This is a genomic window from Cupriavidus sp. 30B13 (genome assembly GCF_049059565.2).
GTDB lineage: Bacteria > Pseudomonadota > Gammaproteobacteria > Burkholderiales > Burkholderiaceae > Cupriavidus.
Genome location: NZ_CP188223.1, coordinates 973,380 through 986,699, shown reverse-complemented (window position 1 = coordinate 986,699; position 13,320 = coordinate 973,380). Strand labels below are relative to the sequence as shown.

The following is a 13,320-nucleotide window of genomic DNA, read 5'->3' as shown; positions in this document are numbered from 1 at the left end:
GCTCAGGCCGCCGCGAAGCTGACCCGCACCAGCAGCCCGCGGCCGCCCGCGCCGGTCTGCAGCGCCAGCGCGGCGCCATGCGCGGCGGCGATGTCGCGCGCGATGGTCAGGCCCAGTCCGCTGCCGCCCGGCCCCGCGCCCTTGCCGCGGTAGAACGGCTCGAACACGGCGGCGCGCTCGGCGGGCGCAATGCCGGGGCCGTCGTCCTCCACCTCCAGCAGGCAGGCCGCGCCTTCGCGGCGCGCGCGCACGGTCACGGTGCCGCCGCGCGGCGTGTAGCGCAGCGCGTTGTCGACCAGGTTCACCACCAGCTCGCGCAGCAGCTCGGTGCCCGCCACCAGCGGCGCGCCGTGGGCCTCCAGCCCCAGGTCGATGCCGCGCGCGCGGGCATCGGACATCAGTTCCACGCACACCTCGCGCGCCAGCGCGGCCAGCGCCAGCGGCCGCGCCGGCGCGGTGCCGCCGTGCGCGGCGCGCGCCGTGGACAGCAGCCGCTCGGCCAGCGCGGCCATGCGCGCGGTGCTGTCGGCGAGCCCGCGCGCGATGCGGCGCTGCTCGGCGGGATCGTGCTCGCGCGCGGCCAGTTGCGCCTGCGTGTGCAGCACCGCCAGCGGCGTGCGCAACTGGTGCGCGGCGTCGGCGATGAAGCGCCGCTGCGCTGCCAGCACCTGTTCCAGCCGCGCCATGTAGCCGTTCATCGCCTCCACCAGCGGCGCGGCCTCGCGCGGCGCGCTGTCCAGCGCGAGCGGCGTGGTGGCGCCGGGCTGGCGCCGTGCCACTTCGTCGCGCAGCGCGTCCAGCGGCGCCAGCGCGCGCCGCGTGAACAGCCAGATCACCAGCACCACGGCCAGCACCAGCATGGCCTGCCCCCACAGCACGTCGAACAGGATGTTGCGCGTGAGCGCCTGGCGCGAATCGAGCGTTTCGCCCACCTCGATCAGCGCCATGCCGCCGCGCGTGCCGCTGGCGTCCATCACCGGCTGGCGCAGCGCGGCGATGCGGATCGGCTGGCCGCGGTAGGTGCGGTCGTAGAAGCTCACCAGCGCGGGATAGAGACGGGTGCGCGGCTGGCTCGCATCGAACGGCGGCAGGTCGTCGTAGCCGGAGACGAACTCGCCATGCACGCCGCTCACGCGGTAGAACATGGTGGCGTTCATGCCGACCTCGAAGGTGTCCAGCGAGATATAGGGCGCGTCCACGCGCACGCCGTCGGGCGTGAGCGCGATGCGCTCGGAGATGTTGCGCGCCGACGCCAGCAGGGTGCGGTCGTAGGCCATGTCGGCCGAGGCCAGCGCGTTCGAGTAGGCCACCACGCCGTAGGCCGCCTGCAGCGCCAGCATCGGCGGGATCAGCCACCACAGCAGGCGCGCGCGCAGGCTGGCCGGCCGCGCGCGGCGCGCGCCCTGGCCCGTGGCCGGCTCAGCCACCGGCCGGCTCCAGCATGTAGCCCAGCCCGCGCAGGGTCACGATGGCCGCGCCCGAGCCTTCGAGCTTGCGGCGCAGCCGGTGCACGTAGACTTCGATCACGTCGGGCTGGGTCTCGTCGGCCAGCGTGAAGATATTGGCGTAGATGCGCTCCTTGCTCACGGTCTTGCCGGGCGGCGTCATCAGGATCTCCAGCACCGCGTGCTCGCGCGGCGTCAGCGCCAGCGGCACGCCGCCCACCTGGAAATGGCGGGCCACGGTGTCGAAGCCGAGGCCGCCGCACATCACCAGCGGCGCCTCGGTCTGCCGCGCGCGCCGCAGCAGCGCCTTGACGCGCGCCTCGAACTCGGCGAGGTCGAAGGGCTTGGCCATGTAGTCGTCGGCGCCCAGGTCCAGGCCCTTGACGCGGTCGCCCACCTCGCCGCGCGCGGTCAGGATCATCACCGGCACGCGGTAGCCGCGCTTGCGCAGGTGCGCCAGCAGGTCCAGGCCATCGCGGTCGGGCAGGGTCAGGTCCAGCAGCACCAGCGCATAGTCGCCGCCGGCCGCGCCCGCGGCACCGGCGTGCGTGCTGAACAGCAGCGATTCGGCGCTGGCCGCGTCGGCCGCGCGCTCCACCGTGAAATGCATGGCGCGCAGCGCCTGCGTCACCCAGGTGGCCAGTTCGTCGTGGTCCTCGACCAGCAGCACTCTCATCAGGGCCTCTCCTCCCGCTTTTTTCTTGCTTTTCCTGTCACCGGGCGATGCGTCCGGCAATATGTGGCTCCTAGCCGAACCGCCCCTCTCCCCGGCCCTCTCCCCGTGAGGGGAGAGGGAGTGAAAAACGTCGTCGTCTTGGCCGGCGTTGGCGCATCCCTTGGCGCATCTTTTCGGGTTTTCCGTGCCGCCCCAGGGGCGCACCGAGATGCGTATTCTCGCATCCCGCGTTTGCCGTTATGCTGTCGGCCGCTGTTTGCCGCTTTGGTCCACTTTGGGCCACCCCGGCGGCATCCCCGAGGAGAGAACCGATGGGCCGAGTCCCCGCCGCCCTGCGCCTTGCCTGCGCCGCGCTGGCCCTGTCCTGCGCGGCGCGGCCGGCTGCCGCCGCGCCCGAATGCATCGTGCCCGCCAAGCCCGGGGGCGGCTTCGACCTGACCTGCAAGCTGGCGCAGCGCGCGCTGCAGGAGGCCGGCATGAGTGCCGAGCCGATGCGCATCGCCTACCTGCCCGGCGGCATCGGCGCGGTGGCCTATAACACCGTGGTGGCCCAGCGCCCGGCCGAGGCCGATACCCTGGTCGCGTTCTCCAGCGGCTCGCTGCTGGCGCTGGCCGAAGGCAAGTTCGGCAAGTATGGCGCGGCGGACGTGCGCTGGGTCGGCGCGCTGGCGGCCGACTACGGCGTGATCGCGGTGCGCGCCGACTCGCCCTGGAAGACCTTGAAAGATCTCGTGGCCGCGCTGGCCGCCGATCCCGACCAGGTCCTGTTCGGCGCCGGCGGCACCATCGGCAACCAGGACTGGATGAAGGCCGCGCTGGTGGCGCGCCAAGCCAGGGTGGGCTACAAGCGCATGCGCTTCGTCGGCTTCGAGGGCGGCGGCGAGGCGTTCACCGCGCTCGAAGCCGGCCATGTGCAGGCGGTCTCCGGCGATGCCTCCGAGGCGGCCATGCAACTAGCCACGGGCCATGTCCGCATCCTCGCCGTGCTGGGCGAGCAGCGCCTGCCGGGCCGGCTGGCCGCCGTGCCCACCGCGCGCGAGCAGGGCTATGACATCACTTGGCCGGTGGTGCGCGGCTTCTACATGGGCCCCAAGGTCGCGCAGGCCGATTACCGGCGCTGGGCGGCGCGCTTCGAGCGCCTGCAGGCCGGCCCGGACTTCGCCCGCCTGCGCGCCGCCCAGGGCCTCTACCCCGCGGCGATGGATGCCGCCGCGCTCGATGCCTACGTCAGGCAGACGGTGCAGCGCTACGCCGCGCTGGCCCGGGAGTTCGGCCTGGCCCGCTAGCTGGCGCGGGGCGGTGCCTCGCCGCCGGGGCGCGGCAGCGGCTGCTTGCTGACGCGCTCCTTGAGCCAGGCGGCGGCCTTGCCGTGCGGCCGCTGCTTGTGCCACACCAGCTCCATCGCCACCGGCCAGTCCTGGTCGTCGAACTCCAGCACCGGCGACACCAGCTGCGCCGCCGCCGGCGAATTGGCCGCCACGTGCCACGGCACGAAAGCCCAGCCCAGGCGCCGCTTGACCAGCTCCACGATCACCCACTGGCTCTCCACCCACCACACCTCGGCCGCCACGCGCAGGCGCTTCTTCTCCTCGCTGTCGCTGCTGCGCACGGCCACCATCAGCTGGCGGTAGCGCTTGAGCTCTTCCCAGCCCACGCGCTGGCCGGCCAGCGGATGGTCCGGCGCGCAGATGATCTGCATCGGCACCCAGCCCAGCGCGCGAAAGCCCAGCTCCGGCGGCAGCACCTCCTGGCGCCACATCAGGCCCAGGTCGGCGCAGCCTTCGAGCACCAGGCGGCTGACATCCTCCATCAGCGGGAACAGCAGTTCCAGCTCCACCGCCGGGAAGCGCGCGGAGAATTCTTCGAGCATCACGCCCAGCGTCTCCTCCGGATAGAGCTCGTCCACCGCCAGCACCAGGCGGCTTTCCACGCCCTCGCCCAGGCTCTTGGCCACCCCGCGGAAATGCTCGCAGCGCTCCAGGATCACGCGCGCCTCGGCCAGCAGGCGCTCGCCGGCGGCGGTCAGCGCGGGATAGCGCCCGCCGCGGTCGAACAGCTGGTTGCCGAGGTCGATCTCGAGGTTGGAAACGGCGGTGCTGACCACCGACTGCGCCTTGCCGAGCCGGCGCGCGGCGGCGGAAAAAGAGCCGCATTCGGCGGCGGCGGCAAAGGCCTGCAATTGCTCCAGGGAAAGGCTCATGGCGCGCTCCGTCCGGCGACCGGGGGCGGCCGGTATCTATCTGTTTAAGCGATGGATACCAACTTTACCACCATCGGATTCTCGATAGAATGGCCTCCATTGCCTCCATGGCTTTACCAGACGGGCTTTACCAGACAGGAAAGATCATGCGTACTACAAAGGACCGGATCCGCCACACCATCGGCTTCGAGGTCATCGGCCTGTGCATCTTCGCGCCGCTCGGCAGCCTGGTGTTCGGCTTCGCGCTGCACCAGATGGGCATCATCGCGGTGGTCGCCTCGGTCATCGCGGCCGGCTGGAACTACCTCTACAACCTGCTGTTCGACAAGGCCATGCTGCGGCTCACCGGCCAGCTGCGCAAGCCGGTGGCGGTGCGCGTCTTGCACGCGCTGCTGTTCGAGGGCGGCCTGCTGGTGGTGTTCCTGCCGATGGTGTCGTGGTACCTCGACATGAGCCTGCTCGACGCCTTCCTCATAGATATCGCCGTGGCGGCGTTCTACGTGGTCTATGCCTTCATCTACAACTGGGCATACGACGCGGTGTTTCCGGTCGGCAAGGCCGCCGCGGGCCCGAAGCAGGCGGCGCTGCCGGAGCCGTGCGGCCGTTGAGCGCGACGCTCGCGGCATGAAAAAACGGATGCCGCGGCATCCGTTCTGGTTTGCGCGCGGTGGCCGCGCGCGCGGCTCAGCGCCGCTCCGGCGTGGCCACATTGCCCACCACGCCGCCCAGCGCGGCGCCGCCGATGGTCGCCGCCGGGCCACCGATCAGGGCCGCGCCGGCCACGCCGCCGACGCCCGCGCCGATCGCGGTGTTGCGCTGCTTGGGCGTCATGTCGGCACAGCCCGCCGCGCTCAGCAGGGTGGCCAGCACAAGAGTCAGGGTCACGGTACGCATGATGGGGCTCCTTGTTGGATTTGCCGCGCGCCGGGCGCGAGCCCGGGCACATCGCATACCGGCAGTATGGCGGCTGGAAAAGCACTTCGGGAGCGGGCCAAGACCGAACCTCCTGTCAGCGGATTCCCACAAACGAGACCTTGGCAAGCGCGTGGCAAGCGCGCCGATGCCGATCTCCAACACCCGCCGAAATCTGGAAGCGGCGTCATCCGTGGCGCCATGTCCGTGCGTTAACATGGGCACCATGCCGAAACGCCGCTCCCTATTCATCCGCCGCCTGCTGCCTCTTTGCGCCGCGGCGCTGCTGTTCCTCGACGGCCTGCCGGCTGCCACCGCAAAAACCCCGGCCAAGGCTGCCCGCGCGACCGCCCACGCCGCCCGGCACGATGCCGCCAAGGCGGCCGAAGCCGCCGCGCCGGCCGCACCGCGCTCGGGCCTGCCGGCGGGCGTGACGAACGCGCTCAAGCACGCCCACATCCCGCTGGCGGCCACCAGCTTCTACGTGATCAAGGTCGGCGCGCCGGCCCCGCGCGCGAGCTGGAACGCGCAGGCGCCGATGAACCCGGCGTCGACCATGAAGCTGGTCACCACCTTCGCCGGCCTGCAGCTGCTGGGGCCGTCCTACCGCTGGCAAACCTCGCTCTACGCCGACACCCAGCCCGGGCCCGACGGCACCATCAACGGCAACGTCTACCTGCGCGGCCAGGGCGACCCCAAGCTGGTGCCGGAGGAAATGGCCAAGCTGGTCGCCACCGCGCGCAGCGCCGGCGCCGCCACCATCGACGGCGACCTGGTGCTGGACCGCAGCTTCTTCGACACCGCCATCGACAACGGCAGCACCATCGACGGCGAGACCCAGCGCGCCTACAACGTCAGCCCCGACGCGCTGCTGTACGCTTTCAAGACGCTCTCGTTCACCCTCACGCCCGACCCCGCCAGCCAGACCGTGGCGGTCTCGGTCACGCCAGCGCTGGCGCAGCTCAAGCTCGACAACCGCCTGGCGCTGGCGCGCGGCAAGTGCGGCGACTGGCGCGCGCGCGCCAACCCGATGATCACGCCGCAGCCCGACGGCACCGTGCTGGCCTCCTTCGACGGCAGCTACGCCGCCGACTGCGGCGAGCACGTGGTCAACATCGCCGCGCTCTCGCACAACGAATTCGCCTGGGGCGGCTTCGTCGCCGAATGGCAGGCCGCGGGCGGCCGCTTCACCCACCTGCCCGCCCTGCGCATGGGCCGCGCCCCGCGCGGCGCCTTCCTGCTGGCGCGCCACTACGGCCAGCCGCTGTCGGAGATCGTGCGCGACATCAACAAGTATTCGAACAACGTGATGGCGCGCCAGCTCTACCTGACCATCGGCGCCGAGGTGGACCGCGGCGGCCCCGCCAGCACGGCGCGCTCGGCCAAGGTGGTGCAGCGCTGGCTGAGCCGCCAGGGCCTGGACATGCCGGACCTGGTGCTGGACAACGGCTCGGGCCTGTCGCGCGAGGAGCGCATCAGCGCCTACGACATGTCGCGCCTGCTGCAGCAGGCGCTGGCCAGCGACGTGGGGCCGGTGCTGATCGATTCGCTGCCGATCCTCGGCGTGGACGGCACCCTGCGCAACCGGCTCACGCGCGCCGGCGCCGCCGGCAATGCGTACATGAAGACGGGAACGCTGTCGGACGTGCGGGCGCTGGCGGGATATGTGGATGCGCTCAATGGCGACCGCTATGTGGTGGTGAGTTATATCAATCACGCGAATGCGTCGGCTGGGCAGCAGGCGCATGATGCTTTATTGCAGTGGGTTTATCAGGGGGCGCCATGAGGGTTTGAATTTTTATATTTAAGTTAGAATTCAAAGTGAAAATCTTGACTTCAAAGGCTTAAAATCAAAGTCTTAAAATCAAAGTCAACGGCTTTCGCTCCCCCGGAGCGACCTACTTTCTTTTTTCCGAAAAGAAAGTAGGCAAAGAAAGCGGACTGCCTGGCCGGCAGGGGCAGAAACATTGGGATTGCTGATTGTTGGTGGTTTCGTGGTGGGGCCTGCGGTTCTGCTCGCATCCTGCCGGTACCGGTGCGACCCACCACGATCTTGCTGGTGGCATTGGTTTCGGGGTCAGACCTATGATGGCGCGCGCACTGCTTGTTCGGGTATCTGCCGTTACCGGCGCAAACCGCCACGGCATAGCACCCTCGTGGTTTCGTGGTGGGCGTCGTGGACCGGGGCGCGGGTGTGCCGGGCTCGTCTCAAGCCGGGGCCACCGCGCCCACCACGAAACCAGTGCCGTGCCCATGACGTGGCATCCGCCCCGGTCGCGGCAGCAGCCTGAACTACCTGGGCCTACGCCATCATGCAGCGCCACCACGAATCCAGCTCCGCTCGCAGAATCGTGGCCGCCAAAACCGGTAACGGCAGGATACCGGCAGAACTACAAACCCCACGACGAAACCATTAACACCAGTAATCCCAATGTTTCTGCCCCTGCCGGCCAGGCAGTCCGCTTTCTTTGCCTACTTTCTTTTCGGAAAAAAGAAAGTAGGTCGCTCCGGGGGAGCGAAAGCCTTTGACTTTGATTTTAAGCCTTTGAAGTCAAGATTTTGACTTTAAGCGTTTGAAGCCTTTAAAACTTAAACCCCAAAAAAATCAACCAAACGCCGCAGCCGCCCGCTGCAACCGATCCCTGACCCCATCCCACTCATGCCCGGCCGGCAAGGCCTCCACCGCCAGCAGCGCATACCCTTCCCGGTCCAGCTTGCGCAGCAGGCGATACAGTTCGCGCGCATAGGCGTCGGCGTCGGCCGGCGCCGGCACCCACACGCAGCGCGGATCGGCGGCGGCCTGGCGGCCGATCCAGGCCACGCTGGCATCGGCGGGCTGATCCGCCAGCGCCGCGGGCAGGTCCGCCATCGACGACAGCACCAGCGGGGTATGCGGCGCGTAATGGGCCTTCAGCGTGCCCGAGGCGCGCGGCGCGGCGGCGTCAGGCGGCAGCGGCGCGGCGCCCAGCACCGGCGCCATCATCGCCGCCGTGATCGCGCCCGGGCGCAGCAGCACCGGGCCGATGCCCTGCTCCAGCCGCGACAGGTCGACGATGGTGGATTCGATGCCGACCTCCACGCCGTCGCCTTCGAGCACGAACACGCTGTCGCCGAATTCGTCGCGCACGTGCTGCGCGGTGGTCGGGCTGACCTGGCCGAACTTGTTGGCCGAGGGCGCCGCGATGCCGCCGCGGCCGCGCTTGAAGCGCGCCAGCAGCGCCTGCGCCACCGGGTGCGACGGGCAGCGCAGGCCGATGCTGTCCTGGCCGCCGGCCACCGCCGCCGGGATGTGGGCGGCGCGCTTGAGGATCAGCGTGAGCGGGCCGGGCCAGAAGGCGTCGATCAGGTCCTGCGCGGCGGGCGGCACGTCGTCGACCCAGTAGCTGATGTCGCCGCCGTCCACCACGTGCACGATGATGGGATGGTTCGAGGGCCGCCCCTTGGCGGCGTAGATGCGCGCGATGGCCTCGGGGTTCTCCGCGTCGGCGCCGAGGCCGTAGACGGTCTCGGTGGGAAAGGCGACCAGCTGGCCGTCTTCCAGCAATCGGGCCGCCTGGTCAAGTTCGGCGGAGGTGGGCATGCGCGACATCGGCAAATCTCTGAAGTGGGCGGAACGGTGAAAAGCGGTGGAAGCGATGGAAACGGCCGCGTCAGGGCTCGATGTGGAGCGCTGCCAGCGCGGCGTCGAAGCTGCGCGCGGCATCGGCCGCCGCGCCGCCCACGCAGTTGACGTGGCCCATCTTGCGCGAGGGGCGCGCGTCGCTCTTGCCGTACAGGTGCAGCTTGGCGCCGGGCTGGCCCAGCACTTCGTCCCAGGCCGGCGTGCGTTCCAGGCCGAACTCGAACCAGGCGTCGCCCAGCAGGTTGAGCATCTTGCCGGCCGAGTGCTGGCGCGTGCTGCCCAGCGGCAGGCGCGCCATGGCGCGGACCTGCTGCTCGAACTGGCTGGTCTCGCACGCATCCATGGTGATGTGGCCGGAGTTGTGCGGACGCGGCGCCATTTCGTTGGCGACCAGCGAGCCGTCGGTCAGCACGAAGAACTCGATGCACAGCACGCCCACGTAGCCCATCTCGGTGGCGATGGTGGCGGCCGCGGCACGGGCGCGGTCGGCGATCTCGTCGGAGACGCTGGTCGACGGCATGGTGGTGGCGAACAGGATGCCGTCGCGGTGCACGTTCTCGGCCAGCGGCCAGGTGGCGGTGCTGCCGTCGGCGGCGCGCGCGGCCAGCACCGAGACCTCGTAGGCCAGCGGCAGCATCTTCTCCAGCACGCACGGCACGTGCTGCATGGCGCGCCACGCGGCGCGCACGTCCTCGCGCGTCTTGACGCGGGCCTGGCCCTTGCCGTCGTAGCCCATGCGCGCGGTCTTGAGGATGCCGGGCAGCAGCCCGTCGGGCAGCTGGTCGACGTCGGCGTCGTGCTGGATCACCCAGTGCGGCGCGGTGGGCACGCCGGTGCGCTCGGCGCACGAGGCGAAGAATTTCTTCTCGCCGATGCGGTTCTGCGCGATCGACACGCAGTAGCCGCGCGGCGCGACGAAGGCGCCGAGCTGCTCGAGGCGGTCCAGCGAGAGCGAGGGCACGTTCTCGAACTCGGTGGTCACGGCCGCGCACAGCCGGGCCATCTCGGCCAGCGCGGCCTCGTCGGTATAGGCCGCGCAGATGTGCTTCTCGGCGATGGTGCCAGCCGGGCTGTCCTGGTCCGGGTCGAGCACGCAGACCTTGTAGCCCATCGCCTGGGCGGCATGCGCGAACATGCGGCCGAGCTGGCCGCCGCCGAGCACGCCGAGCCAGGCGCCCGGCAGGATCGGCGCGCTGGGATTGTCGACGCCGAACTCGGCGCGCGATTCCGGCGTGTGGGCTTCGACCAGATGGGGATGGATGTCGGTGGGCACGCAGGCCTCCTGAAACGAATTTTGGAAAACGGTGGGTGCTGCCCCGGCGCCGCGCCGGCGCCATTCCGGCACCACCGGCATCATGGGCACTTCGGGCGCGGCTGGCAACGGGGCCGGGAATGGCGCCTCAGCGGTGGCCGCGCGACTTCAGCCAGTAGCGCTTGCCGGTCTGCACGCCGACCAGCAGCATGATCATGCCGACCGCGGCGATCACCATGCTCGGGCCGTCCTTGCCGAAGGTCTGGTAGGCCCAGCCGGCGCGCGCGGCCGCGTCCGGCTCGGCGCCGCCGAGGAAGCCCATGCCGTACCAGAACAGCAGGGTGCCGGCGACCGCCAGCACGACCGCGCGCACCAGCTCGCTGCGGGCGGGCTTGGCCGGCACCGGCTGGGCCGGCGCCTTGGCGCCCTGGCCCGGTGGTTTGGTTTTCGCCATGGCGCGGCTCAGAGCGGCAGCGTCATCGCGCGCGCCGCCTCGGTCTGCCGGGCGCGGAACGCTTCGAGCGCCGCCGCCAGGGCATCGTCGGTGGTGGCCAGCGTGGCGATGGCATGCAGCGCGGCATTGGCGGCGCCGGCCTCGCCGATGGCGAAGGTGGCCACCGGCACGCCCTTGGGCATCTGCACGATCGACAGCAGCGAGTCCTCGCCGCGCAGGTACCGGGACGGCACCGGCACGCCGAACACCGGCACGATGGTCTTGGCGGCGATCATGCCGGGCAGGTGCGCGGCACCGCCGGCGCCGGCGATGATGGCGCGCAGGCCGCGCGCGCGCGCGGTGGCGGCATATTCGAACATCTCGTCGGCCATGCGGTGGGCGGACACCACGCGTGCCTCGAAGGCCACGCCGAAATCCTTCAGCATGGCCACTGCGTTCTGCATCACGTCCCAGTCAGAACTGCTGCCCATCACGACGCCGACCAGCGGCTTGGGTGTATTGCTCACGTCAAATCCTTATGAATCCGTCCGGCACGCTTTGCCGCGCCGGGTCACGCCTTTCGGCGGTTTGCTCCGGCGCATCCTGCCGGAACCGGCGCCGCCGCTCCAAATTACTGCAATTCCTCGCCGGTGAGCCGAGTCAGCGCCTCGCGGTACTTGGCGGCGGTCTTCTCGATCACGTCCTCGGGCAGCCTGGGCGCCGGCGCGGTCTTGGGCCAGGGCTTGCCGTCGATGCGCACGGCTTCGAGCCAGTCGCGCACGAACTGCTTGTCGAACGACGGCGGGTTGGTGCCGACCTGGTATGAGTCCGCCGGCCAGAAGCGCGACGAGTCGGCGGTCAGCACTTCGTCCATCAGCGTCAGCGTGCCGTCATCGTCCAGGCCGAACTCGAACTTGGTGTCGGCGATGATGATGCCGCGCGTGGCGGCGTAGTCGGCCGCTTCCTTGTACAGGCGGATCGAGATGTCGCGCATCTGGCGCGCGAGGTCCACGCCGATGCGGGTCTCGACTTCGCCGAACGAGATGTTCTCGTCGTGCTCGCCCATCTCGGCCTTGGCGGCCGGGGTGAAGATCGGCTCGGGCAGCTTCTGCGCGTTCTGCAGGCCGGCGGGCAGCGCGATGCCGCACACGCTGCCGGTGGCCTGGTAGTCCTTCCAGCCGCTGCCGGCCAGGTAGCCGCGCACCACGGCTTCGACCAGCATCGGCTTGAGGCGCTTGACCACCACGGCGCGACCCCGGACCTGCTCGACCTCGGCCGGGCTCACCACGCTTTCGGCGCTGACATCGGTCTCGTGGTTCGGCACGATGTGGGCCAGCTTCTTGAACCAGAAGTTGGCCATCTGGTTGAGCACGCGGCCCTTGCCGGGAATCGGCTCGCCCAGGATGACGTCGAACGCGGACAGGCGGTCGGAGGTGACGATCAGCAGCTTGTCGTCGCCGACGGCGTAGTTGTCGCGGACCTTGCCGTGGCCGAGCAGCGGCAGCGAAGTGATGGAGGACTGATAGAGGGCGTTGGACATGGTGGTTCCGATAAAACGCGGCGCCAGGCGCGCGGCCTGGAAAAGCGTCGTCCCCGTCGGCCCCCGCGCCGGGGGCCCGGCCGGGGACTCAGGGCATACGTTGGCGCCGCCGGCACGCCGGCGGCGCGGACAGCAATTTACTGCACGACCTGCGCGAGCGCGCCCGACTTGTACTGCTGGGCGATCGCGTCGAGCGAGACCGGCTTGATCTTCGAGGCCTGGCCTTCGCAGCCGAACGCGACGTAGCGCGCCTTGCACACCAGCTTGGCCGCTTCGCGGGCCGGCTTGAGGTATTCGCGCGGGTCGAACTTGCTCGGGTTCTCGGCGAAGAAGCGGCGGATCGCGCCGGTCATGGCCAGGCGGATGTCGGTGTCGATGTTGATCTTGCGCACGCCGAACTTGATCGCCTCCTGGATTTCCTCGACCGGCACGCCGTAGGTTTCCTTCATGTCGCCGCCGAACTTGCGGATCTCTTCGAGCAGTTCCTGCGGCACCGAGGACGAGCCGTGCATCACCAGGTGGGTGTTGGGGATGCGGGCGTGAATTTCCTTGATGCGGTCGATCGCCAGGATGTCGCCGGTGGGCTTGCGGGTGAACTTGTAGGCGCCGTGCGAGGTGCCGATGGCGATGGCCAGCGCGTCGAGCTGGGTGGCCTTGACGAAGTCGGCGGCCTGCTCGGGGTCGGTCAGCAGCATGGAATGGTCCAGCTTGCCTTCGGCGCCGATGCCGTCTTCCTCGCCGGCTTCGCCGGTCTCGAGCGAGCCCAGGCAGCCGAGCTCGCCTTCGACGGTCACGCCGATGGCGTGCGAGAGCTGCACCACCTTGCGGGTCACGTCGATGTTGTACTCATAGTCGGACGGGGTCTTGCCGTCTTCGCGCAGCGAGCCGTCCATCATCACCGAGGAGAAGCCCAGGTCGATGGCGGCCTGGCAGACCGCCGGCGACTGGCCGTGGTCCTGGTGCATCACCACCGGGATGTGCGGGTAGGCCTCCACCGCGGCTTCGATCAGGTGGCGCAGGAAGTGCTCGCCCGCGTACTTGCGCGCGCCGGCCGAGGCTTGCATGATCACCGGCGCATTGACTTCGTCGGCGGCCTGCATGATGGCCTGGACCTGCTCCAGGTTGTTGACGTTGAAGGCGGGCAGACCGTAGCCGTTTTCGGCGGCGTGGTCGAGCAGCTGGCGCATCGATACGAGTGGCATGTCAAAACTCCTAAAGAAAGAATGGGGTGTCTCGGTAT

General features: G+C 69.8%; 13 protein-coding genes. 3 read left to right on the top strand and 10 right to left on the bottom strand.

Translation table 11 applies throughout. The features are described 5' to 3' along the window. Positions 1–2: 2 nt before the first annotated feature. On the bottom strand, positions 3–1,427 hold the full coding sequence (locus tag ACKI2N_RS04655) for a sensor histidine kinase (protein WP_420997763.1): 1,425 nt from the start codon (positions 1,425–1,427) through the stop codon (positions 3–5). Beyond that, positions 1,420–2,121, bottom strand: a complete 702-nt coding sequence (locus ACKI2N_RS04650) for a response regulator (protein ID WP_420997762.1) — start codon at positions 2,119–2,121, stop codon at positions 1,420–1,422. Before ACKI2N_RS04650 ends, ACKI2N_RS04655 begins: the two co-directional genes overlap by 8 nt. Positions 2,122–2,432: 311 nt before the next feature. Between ACKI2N_RS04650 and ACKI2N_RS04645 the strand changes: the two genes are divergently transcribed. Continuing rightward, positions 2,433–3,407: a Bug family tripartite tricarboxylate transporter substrate binding protein gene (locus ACKI2N_RS04645; RefSeq protein ID WP_420997761.1), complete on the top strand. Its 975-nt coding sequence runs from the start codon at positions 2,433–2,435 to the stop codon at positions 3,405–3,407. Here ACKI2N_RS04645 and ACKI2N_RS04640 read toward each other — a convergent pair. Beyond that, a complete protein-coding gene (locus ACKI2N_RS04640) occupies positions 3,404–4,321 on the bottom strand; it encodes a LysR family transcriptional regulator (RefSeq protein WP_420997760.1) in 918 nt (305 codons plus the stop codon). The two genes, ACKI2N_RS04645 and ACKI2N_RS04640, sit on opposite strands and share 4 nt — an antisense overlap. A gap of 146 nt (positions 4,322–4,467) precedes the next feature. Between ACKI2N_RS04640 and ACKI2N_RS04635 the strand changes: the two genes are divergently transcribed. Continuing rightward, positions 4,468–4,929, top strand: coding sequence for a PACE efflux transporter (locus ACKI2N_RS04635; RefSeq protein WP_420997759.1), 462 nt, complete (start codon positions 4,468–4,470; stop codon positions 4,927–4,929). Between the two features lie 76 nt (positions 4,930–5,005). Here ACKI2N_RS04635 and ACKI2N_RS04630 read toward each other — a convergent pair whose 3' ends face one another. After that, positions 5,006–5,215 carry a hypothetical protein gene (locus ACKI2N_RS04630; protein WP_420997758.1) on the bottom strand — a complete coding sequence of 70 codons (210 nt, stop codon included), beginning with the start codon at positions 5,213–5,215 and terminating at the stop codon, positions 5,006–5,008. 235 nt (positions 5,216–5,450) lie between these two features. Here ACKI2N_RS04630 and dacB point away from each other — a divergent pair, with 235 nt between their 5' ends. After that, positions 5,451–7,019 (top strand): D-alanyl-D-alanine carboxypeptidase/D-alanyl-D-alanine endopeptidase, encoded by a 1,569-nt coding sequence (dacB, locus tag ACKI2N_RS04625; protein ID WP_420997757.1) that lies wholly within the window; start codon positions 5,451–5,453, stop codon positions 7,017–7,019. 819 nt (positions 7,020–7,838) lie between these two features. Here dacB and ACKI2N_RS04620 read toward each other — a convergent pair. The 6 genes from ACKI2N_RS04620 to fba all read right to left on the bottom strand — a co-directional run bounded on the left by ACKI2N_RS04620 (position 7,839) and on the right by fba (position 13,282). Continuing rightward, entirely contained in the window at positions 7,839–8,822 is a 984-nt protein-coding gene (locus ACKI2N_RS04620; RefSeq protein ID WP_420997756.1) for an L-threonylcarbamoyladenylate synthase, read from the bottom strand. 61 nt (positions 8,823–8,883) lie between these two features. After that, entirely contained in the window at positions 8,884–10,128 is a 1,245-nt protein-coding gene (locus ACKI2N_RS04615) for a 5-(carboxyamino)imidazole ribonucleotide synthase (protein WP_420997755.1), read from the bottom strand. Positions 10,129–10,255: 127 nt separating this feature from the next. Continuing rightward, positions 10,256–10,561, bottom strand: coding sequence for a hypothetical protein (locus tag ACKI2N_RS04610; protein ID WP_420997754.1), 306 nt, complete (start codon positions 10,559–10,561; stop codon positions 10,256–10,258). A gap of 8 nt (positions 10,562–10,569) precedes the next feature. After that, positions 10,570–11,067: a 5-(carboxyamino)imidazole ribonucleotide mutase gene (gene purE / locus ACKI2N_RS04605; protein ID WP_420997753.1), complete on the bottom strand. Its 498-nt coding sequence runs from the start codon at positions 11,065–11,067 to the stop codon at positions 10,570–10,572. A gap of 104 nt (positions 11,068–11,171) precedes the next feature. Continuing rightward, entirely contained in the window at positions 11,172–12,080 is a 909-nt protein-coding gene (locus ACKI2N_RS04600) for a phosphoribosylaminoimidazolesuccinocarboxamide synthase (RefSeq protein WP_420997752.1), read from the bottom strand. A gap of 137 nt (positions 12,081–12,217) precedes the next feature. Beyond that, positions 12,218–13,282: a class II fructose-bisphosphate aldolase gene (gene fba / locus ACKI2N_RS04595; protein WP_029043902.1), complete on the bottom strand. Its 1,065-nt coding sequence runs from the start codon at positions 13,280–13,282 to the stop codon at positions 12,218–12,220. Between the last annotated feature and the right edge of the window lie 38 nt (positions 13,283–13,320).

Bases quoted from the DNA above. Each gene is read 5' to 3' on its own strand.
- ACKI2N_RS04650 (WP_420997762.1), bottom strand. From the start codon at position 2,121: ATGAGAGTGCTGCTGGTCGAGGACCACGACGAACTGGCCACCTGGGTG.
- ACKI2N_RS04645 (WP_420997761.1), top strand. From the start codon at position 2,433: ATGGGCCGAGTCCCCGCCGCCCTGCGCCTTGCCTGCGCCGCGCTGGCC.
- ACKI2N_RS04640 (WP_420997760.1), bottom strand. From the start codon at position 4,321: ATGAGCCTTTCCCTGGAGCAATTGCAGGCCTTTGCCGCCGCCGCCGAA.
- ACKI2N_RS04635 (WP_420997759.1), top strand. From the start codon at position 4,468: ATGCGTACTACAAAGGACCGGATCCGCCACACCATCGGCTTCGAGGTC.
- ACKI2N_RS04630 (WP_420997758.1), bottom strand. From the start codon at position 5,215: ATGCGTACCGTGACCCTGACTCTTGTGCTGGCCACCCTGCTGAGCGCG.
- dacB (WP_420997757.1), top strand. From the start codon at position 5,451: ATGGGCACCATGCCGAAACGCCGCTCCCTATTCATCCGCCGCCTGCTG.
- ACKI2N_RS04620 (WP_420997756.1), bottom strand. From the start codon at position 8,822: ATGTCGCGCATGCCCACCTCCGCCGAACTTGACCAGGCGGCCCGATTG.
- ACKI2N_RS04610 (WP_420997754.1), bottom strand. From the start codon at position 10,561: ATGGCGAAAACCAAACCACCGGGCCAGGGCGCCAAGGCGCCGGCCCAG.
- ACKI2N_RS04600 (WP_420997752.1), bottom strand. From the start codon at position 12,080: ATGTCCAACGCCCTCTATCAGTCCTCCATCACTTCGCTGCCGCTGCTC.
- fba (WP_029043902.1), bottom strand. From the start codon at position 13,282: ATGCCACTCGTATCGATGCGCCAGCTGCTCGACCACGCCGCCGAAAAC.